The sequence below is a fragment of the Salipiger sp. genome (assembly GCF_059781815.1).
The window spans coordinates 1-10,564 of the sequence record NZ_JBYNAH010000186.1; the positions used below are offsets into that span (position 1 = coordinate 1).

9 protein-coding genes and 1 pseudogene are annotated in these 10,564 nt (G+C 69.4%); 5 read left to right on the plus strand and 5 right to left on the minus strand.

Translation table 11 applies throughout. The features are described 5' to 3' along the window. Nucleotides 1-528 precede the first annotated feature (528 nt). Both aroB and AC6RA4_RS18620 read right to left on the minus strand, forming a co-directional pair. On the minus strand, nt 529-1,641 hold the full coding sequence (gene aroB / locus AC6RA4_RS18615) for a 3-dehydroquinate synthase (protein ID WP_500162912.1): 1,113 nt from the start codon (nt 1,639-1,641) through the stop codon (nt 529-531). Continuing rightward, nucleotides 1,638-2,216, minus strand: a complete 579-nt coding sequence (locus AC6RA4_RS18620; RefSeq protein WP_500162914.1) for a shikimate kinase — start codon at nt 2,214-2,216, stop codon at nt 1,638-1,640. Before AC6RA4_RS18620 ends, aroB begins: the two co-directional genes overlap by 4 nt. A gap of 96 nt (nt 2,217-2,312) precedes the next feature. On the opposite strand from AC6RA4_RS18620, the gene AC6RA4_RS18625 reads away from it, so the two are divergent. The 4 genes from AC6RA4_RS18625 (at nt 2,313) to AC6RA4_RS18640 (ending at nt 6,476) form a co-directional block, all read left to right on the plus strand. Next, a complete protein-coding gene (locus AC6RA4_RS18625; protein ID WP_500162916.1) occupies nt 2,313-2,462 on the plus strand; it encodes a hypothetical protein in 150 nt (49 codons plus the stop codon). Beyond that, entirely contained in the window at nt 2,452-4,047 is a 1,596-nt protein-coding gene (locus tag AC6RA4_RS18630; RefSeq protein WP_500162918.1) for a hypothetical protein, read from the plus strand. Before AC6RA4_RS18625 ends, AC6RA4_RS18630 begins: the two co-directional genes overlap by 11 nt. Further along, a complete protein-coding gene (locus AC6RA4_RS18635; protein WP_500162920.1) occupies nt 4,044-4,970 on the plus strand; it encodes a site-specific tyrosine recombinase XerD in 927 nt (308 codons plus the stop codon). Before AC6RA4_RS18630 ends, AC6RA4_RS18635 begins: the two co-directional genes overlap by 4 nt. A 174-nt stretch (nt 4,971-5,144) precedes the next feature. Beyond that, a complete protein-coding gene (locus tag AC6RA4_RS18640) occupies nt 5,145-6,476 on the plus strand; it encodes an HlyC/CorC family transporter (RefSeq protein ID WP_500162922.1) in 1,332 nt (443 codons plus the stop codon). Here AC6RA4_RS18640 and AC6RA4_RS18645 read toward each other — a convergent pair. Next, nucleotides 6,433-7,617 carry a histidine kinase dimerization/phosphoacceptor domain -containing protein gene (locus AC6RA4_RS18645; protein ID WP_500162924.1) on the minus strand — a complete coding sequence of 395 codons (1,185 nt, stop codon included), beginning with the start codon at nt 7,615-7,617 and terminating at the stop codon, nt 6,433-6,435. The genes AC6RA4_RS18640 and AC6RA4_RS18645 overlap by 44 nt on opposite strands. 229 nt (nt 7,618-7,846) lie before the next feature. On the opposite strand from AC6RA4_RS18645, the gene AC6RA4_RS18650 reads away from it, so the two are divergent. Continuing rightward, nucleotides 7,847-8,455, plus strand: a complete 609-nt coding sequence (locus tag AC6RA4_RS18650) for a nucleotidyltransferase family protein (RefSeq protein WP_500162925.1) — start codon at nt 7,847-7,849, stop codon at nt 8,453-8,455. A gap of 101 nt (nt 8,456-8,556) precedes the next feature. On the opposite strand, the gene AC6RA4_RS18655 is transcribed toward AC6RA4_RS18650, so the two are convergent. Together AC6RA4_RS18655 and AC6RA4_RS18660 are read right to left on the minus strand one after the other, a co-directional pair. Then, nucleotides 8,557-9,828 (minus strand): glycerate kinase type-2 family protein, encoded by a 1,272-nt coding sequence (locus tag AC6RA4_RS18655; protein ID WP_500162927.1) that lies wholly within the window; start codon nt 9,826-9,828, stop codon nt 8,557-8,559. A gap of 26 nt (nt 9,829-9,854) precedes the next feature. Next, nucleotides 9,855-10,564 (minus strand): annotated as a pseudogene (locus tag AC6RA4_RS18660) (CoA-binding protein); the annotation flags it as partial.

The window sequence follows — 10,564 nt, forward strand, 5'->3', positions numbered from 1 at the left end:
GCAGGAGCTTCCCAAGCTTAAGACGAGGGTTCGATTCCCTTCACCCGCTCCATCTCTCCGCCATCAAGAACACGACCCCGAGCTTCGTCTCAAGCGGTCACGCGTGCCAGCCCTGCGCGAGCCGGGACAGCCGCGCGCGGCGCCTCGGACCTTCCCGAAGATGGGTGTTCGATCCCGCCAAGGCGCGGGACAAAGCCGGCGCCACCGCTCCGCGCTGACGCGCGCAAGCCTTAAGGGCGGCGTCAGGCCCGCTTGCCGCGGATCAGTTGTGCCAGCATGCCGTTGCGGGCCGGCAGGAAACAGCAGGCAAGGACGAAGCGGAACGGGTTGATGACCATCATGGCGGATCACTCCAGAGACGCGGGCAGCAAGATGCCGCGCCACCCCCGGCGCGGCCCGAGGTGGACGCTACGCGGGTCAGGAATCGATTCCATGACGATTTGAGCACAGTCCTGCGACGCCAGCCGCAGAAAAGCTTAAACGAAAGTTAAAGCAACGAACGTTAAAGCCTGGTCGGGCGGCGCGCGGTTATCGGCCCGCCAGCGCCTCTTCGAGCACGCCCAGAACGGTCTCGCGCGGGGCTTCGGCGGTCACGAAGGCCTGCCCGATGCCGCGGGCAAGGATGAAGCGGATGGCGCCATCGACCACCTTCTTGTCCTGCCCCATGAGATCGTAAAGCGCCTCGGCCCCCGGCAGTTCCCCGGGGATGTCCGACAGATCCACCTTCATGCCCATCGCCCTGAGATGCGCGCGCAGCCGCGACGGATCTTCCTGCGAACACAGCCCCAGCTTCGCGGACAGCTCGAAGGCCAGCGCGCTGCCGATCGCCACGCCCTCGCCATGCAGCAGGCGGTCGGAATAGCCCGTGGCCGCTTCGAGCGCGTGGCAGAAGGTGTGGCCGAGGTTGAGGAGCGCACGGTCGCCCTGCTCGGTCTCGTCGCGCACCACGATCTCGGCCTTCATCTCGACCGAGCGCGTCACCGCGCGGGTCAGCGCGGCCCGGTCGCGCCCCGCGACCGCCTCGGCATTGCTCTCGAGCCAGTCGAAGAACGCGGCATCGCCCAGCAAGCCGTATTTCACCACCTCGCCATAGCCGGCCAGGAAATCGCGCTGCGTCAGCGTGTCGAGCACACCGATATCGGCCAGCACCAGCGAGGGCTGGTGGAAGGCGCCGATCAGGTTCTTGCCCACCGGCGAGTTGATCCCGGTCTTGCCACCGACCGAGCTGTCGACCTGCGCCAGAAGCGAGGTCGGGATCTGCACGAAGCGCACGCCACGGCGCAGGATCGCGGCGGCAAAGCCCACCAGATCGCCGATCACCCCGCCGCCAAGCGCCACCACCACGTCGCGGCGCTCGACCTTCTGCGAGAGCAGCCACTCGGTCACGTGCTCGAGCTCGCGCCAGCACTTCGTCGCCTCTCCGGGCGGCAGCGACAGCGCCTCGCAGGCGATACCCTCGGCGGCCAGCGCGGCGCGCAGGGTCTCGAGATGGGCGGCGGCGACGGTCGCGTCGCTCACCACCACGACGCGCGGGCGATGCAGCAGCGGCGCGATCTCCGTTCCGGCCCGGGCCAGCAGCCCCTCGCCGATCCGCACGTCATAGGCCCGCTCGCCAAGCGCCACATGCACCGTTCCGCTCATTCCGTCTTGTCCTCTTGCAATACGTCGGGGCGCGTCTTGAGCGCCGCGATCACCCGCTGCGCCATCGCCTCGACCGACTTGGCCTGCTCCGATGTCACCGTGATATCCGCCAGCGCATAGACCGGCACCCTCTGCTGGTAGATCTCGCGCAGGGTGGCATGCGGATCGGGGGTGCGCAGCAGCGGCCGCGTGTTCTTGTGTTTGACCCGGTTCCACAGAACCGGCAGCGCCGCGTCGAGCCAGACGGCGACGCCGCGCTCGGTGATCATCTTGCGGTTCTCGGCGCTCATGTAGGCGCCGCCGCCCGTCGAGAGCACCGAAGGCGCCCCGTCGAGCAGGCGCGAGATCACCTGGCTTTCCTTCTGACGGAAGAACGGCTCACCATCGCGTGAGAATATCTCGGCAATGGTCATGTTGGCGGCAAGTTCGATTTCGGCGTCGGAATCCCGGAACGGCACGTGCAGCGCCGCCGCAAGTGCCTTGCCTACAGCGGTTTTTCCGGCTCCCATCATCCCCACGAGAACCACGGTCTTTCGAAGCTTCACTGCCTGCACGCTTGTATCTCGGCCATCCATCGCCAATGTTACCTCCCGAGGCCGTGAATGACGTGAGTTTGCCGAAAAGGCTAGGTATAAGTTCGGAAAAAGACACGAGGCAGGACGACCGATCGCATGGGACGTATCATCAAATGGCTTTTCATCCTCCTGATCCTCTGTGGGATCGCTTTGGTGGGGTATGCCTATATCGGGCCGTTCTTCGGCGCCGATTTCTCGCCGCCGCAGACCGAGATTCGCGAGCCCGTGGAGCTTGATGCGAACTAGGATCCTGACACTCGCGCTCGGGCTGGGCGTTGCCGCGCTTCCGGTGATCGCGCAGGACGCGCGCCAGCCGCAGCGCCCGATGTCGGCCATCGACTGGCTCGACGGCAGCGACAGCAACGCCCCCGCGGTGCTGCGCCCGTCTCCGTTGCGCAATCCGCAGCCCTTCGGCGTGCCGCTCGACGAGCCGCCGGTGGCCAGTTCGGTGCAGAGCCCCGAGGTCGAGAGCGCGCCGCTGGGCCAGCCCACCGCCGAGGCAGTGGGGCTGTTGCCGATGTCGGTCACCGGCCTGCCGCGAAGCCTCTGGCGCAACAGCGAGGTCGAGACCCTCGCCGAGTTGATCGAAAGCGTCGACCCGGCGGTGCCGGCGCTCTCGGCGCTGCTCTTCACGCTGCTGCTCGCCGAGGCCGATGCACCGATCGGCTCTGGCGAGGGCGCGCCTCTGCTCGCGGCCCGGCTCGACCGGCTGATCGAGGAAGGCGCGGTCGATCCCGGCCTTGCGCTGATCGAGCGCGCCGGCGGCGCCACCAGCCCAGATCTTTTCGGGCGCTGGTTCGACCTCGCGCTGCTCGCCGACAGCCCCAATGAGCCCTGCCGGATGCTGCAGCGCGAGCCGCAGCTCTCCGACGATCTCGCCTCGCGGGTGTTCTGCGATGCCCGCAACGGGCGCTGGGATCACGCGGTGACGGTGCTTGGCACCGCCGATGCGCTCGACCAGATCAGCGACCGCGATGCCGAGCTTCTGCTGCGCTTCGTCGAGCCCGAACTGGTCGACGCGGACAACCCGGTGCCGCCCCCCGCGCAGCCGACGCCGCTGCAGTTCCGCCTGTTCGAGGCGGTGGGCGAGGCCCTGCCCACACAGCCCCTGCCCCGCGCCTTCGCCGCCGCCGACCTTGGCGGCACCAGCGGCTGGCGGGCGCAGCTGCTCGCCGCCGAACGGCTGGCCGCCCATGGCGCGCTCTCGGCCAACCGGCTGCTGGGCCTTTACTCGGAACGCAAGCCCGCCGCCTCGGGCGGCGTGTGGGATCGCGTCGCGGCGGTGCAAAAGCTCGACGCGGCCCTGACCGAGGGCCGCGCGGACCTGATCGGTCCGGCGCTGGTCGCAGCCTGGGGTCAGATGCGCAGCGCCGGCCTCTTGGTGCCGTTCTCGGAGCTCTTCGGTGAACGCCTCGGCGCGCAGGCGCTCGACGGCCGCGCGGAGCGGCTGGCGCAGCGCGCCGCATTGCTGTCGCCGGGCTACGAGACCGCCGCGCGCGACCTTGGCGAGAGCACCGGTCGTCTCGGCCTTGCTGCCTCGATCGCCTCCGGCGCAGCCCCGGATCAGCGTCCCGACAGCCTCTTCGAGGGCGCCGTCGCCTCTGCCTGGGCCGATCCCACCCCGCCGGCCGAGCTGGCGCGGCTGCTGCAGCAAGGCAAGCTCGGCGAGGTTATCCTGCGCAGCATGGCGCTGTTCGAGAGCGGCGCCGCCGGCAACCATCAGGACCTGACCGAGGCGCTGGCCACGCTGCGCGCCGTCGGGCTCGAGGACACCGCGCGCCGCGCCGCCATCGAGCTTTTGATCCTCGAGGACGAGGGCGCGCTGCGATGAGCGCCGCCAACTGGACCGGCGCCTTTCTCGAGGCGCAGGCGGCAGAGCGCGGCGCGGCGGACAACACCACCGCCGCCTATGCCCGCGACCTCAACGATTTCACCGGCTGGCTGGCGGAGCGCGGGCGCGGGCTCGACGATGCGCAGCGCACCGATGTCGAAGCCTATCTGATCCACTGCGAGGCGCAGGGCCTCGCGGTCTCGACCCGGGCGCGGCGGCTGTCGTCGATCAAGCAGCTTTACCGCTTCGCCTTCGAGGAGGGGCTGCGCCATGACAATCCGGCGGTGCAGATCTCGGGCCCAGGCAAGAGCAAGCGCCTGCCCAAGACGCTGTCGATCGAAGAGGTCGACCGGCTGTTGCAGGCCGCGACCGAGCATGGCCGCACCGAGGACGACCGGCTGCGCAACACCTGCCTGATGCAGCTGCTCTACGCCACCGGCATGCGGGTGACCGAGCTCGTCACCCTGCCCGCCTCGGCGGCGCGCGGCGACCCGCGCATGCTGCTGATCCGCGGCAAGGGCGGTAAGGAGCGCATGGTGCCGCTGTCGCCCCCGGCGCGCGCGGCGCTGGCCGCATGGCTCGCCGCCCGCGACGCGCAGGACGAGGCCGGACGCGCCAAGGGCAAGCCCGGCTCGCCGCATCTCTTTCCGTCGCGCGGCAAGGCCGGGCACCTGACCCGCCACGCCTTTTACCTGCAGATCAAGGACATGGCGGTGCGCGCCGGCGTTTCGCCCGAGAAGGTGACACCGCACACCCTGCGCCACGCCTTCGCGACCCACCTGCTGCAGAACGGCGCCGACCTGCGGGCGATCCAGACCTTTCTCGGCCATGCCGACGTGGCCACCACCGAGATCTATACCCACGTGCTCGAGGAGCGGCTGCGCGAGCTGGTGCTCGACCACCACCCGCTCGCCCGCGACTGACCCCGTCCGCATCGCCGCCGCCAAACCCGTGCACGGAAAGCTCAGGCGTTTTGAAAAACGCCCGCGCGGCACCACCCTCTCCGTCAGCGCGCCCGGGCCGGCCTTGAACCGGCCCTCCCTGCGCCCCATAACATCCCGGACCACCGGACAGACCCAGCAAGAGACGCCGACCCAATGGACGCACCCACCGCCGCATCCGGCACCGACATCGCCCTCTTGATCACCTCGGGGGCGATCCTGCTGCTGATCATGATGTCGGCCTTCTTCTCGGGCTCCGAGACGGCGCTCACCGCCGCCTCGCGCGGCAAGCTGCGCGCAGCGCAGGATCGGGGATCGAAAGGCGCCGAGACCGCGCTCAAGATCACCGAGGACAACGAGCGCCTGATCGGCTCGGTGCTGCTCGGCAACAACCTCGTCAACATCCTCGCCACCTCGCTGGCCACCACGCTCTTCACCCGGCTCTTCGGCGACAGCGGCGTGGCGCTGGCGACCCTGGTGATGACGCTGCTGGTGCTGATCTTCGCCGAGGTGCTGCCCAAGACCTACGCCATCACCAACCCCGAGACCGCGGCCTCGAGCGTCGCGCGGCCGATCTCGCTGATCATCCTGGTGTTCTCGCCCATCGTCGGCGCCATCCGCGCCATCGTGCGCGTGCTGCTGCGTGCCGTCGGCGTGCAGACCGACCCCGACAGCCAGATCCTCGCCGTGCGCGAGGAGATCGCCGGCGCACTGCAGCTCGGCCATTCGGAGGGCGTGGTCGAGAAGGAAGACCGCGACCGTATCCTCGGCGCGCTCGACCTTGCCGAGCGCACCGTCGAAGAGATCATGCTGCATCGTTCGAATATCGAGATGATCGATGCCTCGAGCGCGCCGCGCGACATCCTCAAACAATGTCTCGAGAGCAACTACACCCGCCTGCCGGTCTACCGCGACGACCCCGAGAACATCATCGGCGTCGCCCATGCCAAGGACCTGATGCGGGCAATGTACGAGACCATCGCCAATGCCGGCGACCGCGCCGCCGAGGCGCTGGAGGAGTTCAACATCACCGAGGTGATGATGAAGCCCTATTTCGTGCCCGACACCACCACGCTGGCCGATCAGATGCGCAACTTCCTGCGCAAGCACACCCACTTCGCGCTGGTGGTCGACGAGTACGGCTCACTGGAAGGGCTGCTGACGCTCGAGGACATCCTCGAGGAGATCGTCGGCGAGATCACCGACGAGCACGATCCCGATGCAGAGCATCAGGTCAAGGCGGGCGACGATGGCTGGTTCTGGCTCGACGGCGCGATGACGATCCGCGATCTCAACCGCGCCACCGACTGGTCACTGCCCGATGACGAGGCCAACACCATCGCCGGGCTGGTAATCCACGAGGCGCAGATGATCCCCACGGTGGGCCAGCGCTTCAGCTTCCACGGCTTCCGCTTCGAGGTGATGGAGCGCGAGCACAACCGCGTCACTCGGCTGCGCGTGCGGCCCCTCGCGCCGGTGTCCGGCTGACCCGGCCAACCCGGTCGGTCTCGCTCCGGTGCATGTCGATGGGCAGGTCGGCGCAGAGCTCGAACCCGCCCTCGACCCGGCCCTCGCTCAGCGTGCCGCCGATCTGGGTGGCCGCCGCCTCCATCAGCCGCGCGCCCAGCGAGGTCGAAGACAGCGCGTCGACCACCGGCTCGGCGCTGCGCATGCGGCCATTGTCGCGGCAGGTGAGCCGCATCCGGTTGGGGCCGGTGCGCTCGAGCCGGAAGCGGATGACGACCTCGTCGCCGCTCTCGGGCTGGGCATATTTCGCGGCATTGGCGGCAAATTCGTTGGCGATCACGCCAAGCGCCGCCGCGACCCGGCTATCGACCTCGATCCGCGAAGCCCCCTCGATCTCGACCCGCGTGCCGGTCAGCGCGTTGCGCTGCAAGAGCTGCGCCACCCGCTCGAGATAGCTGTCGAGCCGCACATGGTGCAGCTTCGAGGTCAGGTTCAGCTCGGCATGCAGCTGGGCGATGGCATCGACGCGCCGCGCGATGGCATCAAGCGCCTCCTGCGCCTCGGGGCTGGTCAGACGAGACCGGTAGAGCCGCACCGTCGACGCCACGGTCTGCAGCGAGTTCTTGACCCGGTGGTCGATCTCCTCGCGCAGCACTTCCTTGTTCTTCAGCGCGCGCTGCAGGTCGAGCTGGCGCATCACCTGGCGCGCCATCACCGTCAGCAGCTGGCGCTGCGCCGCCGTGAGCTTGCGCGGCTTTGTATCGAGCACGCAGAGCGAGCCGATGCGATGGCCGCTGCGGGTGATCAGCGGCGCACCGGCGTAGTAGCGCATCTCGGCCAGCGTGCCGCAGCAGAGCGGATTGTCGGCGCTGCGCGTGTCGCTCAGCGTATCCTCGATCTCGAGAATGTCGTCACCGAGAATGGCATGGGCACAGATCGACTGCTCGAGCGGCGTCTCTGACGGTTCGAACCCGTGCCGCGCCCGGAACCACTGCCGGTCTTCGTCAACGAGGCTGATCAAAGCCACCGGCATGTCGAGCATGGTGGCCAGAAGGTCGACCACCTCATCGAAGGCCGGGTCGCTCGCACTGTCGAGGACGCCGTAGCTTTCCAGCTCGGCGAGGCGGTCGTCCTCATCCTCGGGTTTGGGCGCTAACACCATCTTAAATTGTGTCTCGCTACATGACTCCGGCGCGGCACTGTATTGCAATACCGACCCGCGTCAACTGCGGTTTGTTGCCCTGCGCGCAGCAATGCGCAATGCGGCATAACTTCGCCGGCATGTCGCCGACTGACGCATTGAACGGCGGTTAACGCCGCTTAGGCCAGGCGTAATGAAATCTTCACCAAAAAACGCACCGCTAACACGCAACATCCGGTATAAGCGCCGCATGGGAGGAATCGCTATTCTGATTCCCGCCGCCGGTGCCAGCCGCCGGATGCGCGGGTCCGACAAGCTTCTGATGGATGTCAGGGGCCTGCCGTTGCTGCGCCGTCAGGCGCTCGCTGCACTCGAGGCCGGCGACCACGTCGTAATTGCGCTACCGGCGCATGATCACCCGCGCGCGGAGGCACTGAGCGGCCTGCCGGTGCAGATCGTCGAGGTGCCGGATGCCGAGCTTGGCATGTCGTCCTCGCTGCGCCGCGCCGTGAGCCTGCTGCCGCGCGGGCTCGACGGCGTGATGATCCTGCCCGCCGACATGCCCGAGATCACCGCCGCCGACATGTCGCGGCTGATCGCGGCGTTCCGCGCCGTGCCGCACCCGACGATCCAGCGCGCCACCGCCGAGGACGGCACGCCGGGCCACCCGGTGTTGTTCCCGGCCGATTGTTTCCCGGCGCTGCAGGCGCTGAGCGGCGACTTCGGTGCGAAGGCGGTGTTGACGGCGAATATCCACCGGGTGCGCGACCTCGCCCTGCCCGGCGCCCGCGCGCTGATCGACCTCGACACGCCCGAGGCCTGGCAGGAGTGGGAAGCCGCGCAGCAGGCGGCGGAATAGGCGCCCCGGGCGCGCTCCGCAGAGCGCGCTGGCGCAGCAGTCCCAAGCTCGCACCGCAGCTATGAGACGCAGCGATCCGACCGGTCTGGCCGAACCGGCTCTCAGGCCTCTGCCTTCACCAGGATCGCCCTGAAATCATTCACGTTGGTCCCCGTCGGCCCCGGCACGAACAGCCCCCCAGTCTGCTCGAACGCGCCCCAGGCATCGTTGCGCGACAGCCGGGTCATCGCGTCCTCGCCGGCCTCGCGCAGCGCCGCCGCGGTCGTGCCATCGGCGAAGGCCCCGGCATTGTCCTCGGTGCCATCGATGCCGTCAGTATCGGCGGCCAGCGCGTGGATTCCGGCCTGCCCGTCGATGGCATGGGCGAAGGCCAGCAGAAACTCGGTATTGCGCCCGCCGCGCCCGCCGTCGCCGCGCAGCGTCACCGTGGTCTCGCCACCCGAGAGCAGCACCACCGGGGGCACAAAAGGCCGGCCGCGCGTGGCGACCTCGCGGGCGATGGCGGCGTGCACGTAGCCCACGTCGCGGGCCTCGCCCTCGACCGAATCCGACAGGATCGCCGCAGCGACACCCGCGTCTTCGGCCTTGCAAGCTGCCGCCTCGAGCGACAGCCGGGCCGAGGCCACCACATGCACCTCGTTGCCGCGGAAACAGGGATCCTCGGGCATCGGCGCGGCGGAGGCAGCGCTGCGGATATGCGCCAGGATCTTCTCCGGCAGCGCGATGTTCCACGCCTCGATCATCCCCAGCGCCGCGGCGGCATCGACACGGTCCGGCACCGTCGGGCCGGAGGCCACCTGGGCCGGGTCGTCGCCGGGCACGTCCGAGACGATCAGGCTCACCACCTTGGCCGGCGCACAGGCGGCGGCCAGCCGCCCGCCCTTGATCGCGCTGGCATGCTTGCGGATCGCGTTCATCACCCCGATCGGCGCGCCCGAGCCCAGAAGCGCGCGGTTCAGCGCCTGCTCGTCCTCCAGCGTCAGCCCCTCGGGCGGGGCCGGCAGCAGCGCCGAGCCGCCGCCGCAGACCAACGCCACGACCAGATCGTCGGGCCCGAGCCCCGAGACCGCCTCGAACAGCGCCCGGCTCGCCTCGAGCCCGGCGGCATCCGGCACCGGGTGGGCCGCTTCCATGACGCGCAGATGCTGGCAAGGGGCGGCATAGCCGTAGCGGGTCACCACCACGCCCTCGACAGGCGCACCCCAGAGCCGTTCGAAGGCGGCGGCAAGCTGGGCCGCCCCCTTGCCAAGGCCGATCACCACGGTGCGCCCCCTGGGCTTTGCCGGCAGCGCTGCACGCAACGCAAGCTCTGGATCGGCGGCGGCAACCGCGGCCTCGAATAGCCCGGCGAGAAACGCCCGTTCGTCCTGCATCGGTTCTGCCCCTTGATGTGTCTGTCTCAGGCGCTCGCCGCGCGGATCTTCAGCCCGCTGGCAAGGGCCGGTCCCCGTCGGCCGGGCTGGAACACCAGCTCGAGCTCGGCGACCGCCCCCTTCTGCGCAATGACGTAATCCTGCACCGAGAGCAGCGCCGGAACAACCGCCTCAAGCTCGGCTTTGCCGCAGCCCAGCTCTTCGAGCAGGCGGTGTGCCTCTCCGGGGCGCAGCGGCAGCAGCCCGGTCACTTCGGCCGCATGGCGCGCAAGGGTCAGCACATAGCCGTAGGACGGCTCTGCGGTGAGCGTCAGGTGCAGTTCAGGCCCCTCGTAGGGCGGAGCCCCGGGCCGGAGCGGAAGCCCTTTTGCCGCGAGTGCACTACAGGCCTCGGCGTGATCGCTTGCGCTCGCGCCGATCCCGGCATCGGGCGCCGGCATGAAGAGTGGCGCCGGACGGCGAAGCGGCCCGCCAAGCGCCACGCAGGCGGCCAGCGCCTCCAGCGCCGCCGGGAGACCGGCAAGCGGGATCAGGCGGTGCTCGAGCAGCGCCTCGGCGCGCTCCTCCGGCAGCCCCTCTGGCAGCGTCGCCAGCAGCGCCAGCGGCATGCCGACGCGCTCGCGCGCAGCCGCCGCGGCCTCGGCCACGCGATCCCATGCCTCGTCGTTGCAGCGATCCTCGCGGGCGCAGTCGAGCACCAGCAGCGTGAGAACCGCCTTGCCGGTCATCGCCTCGG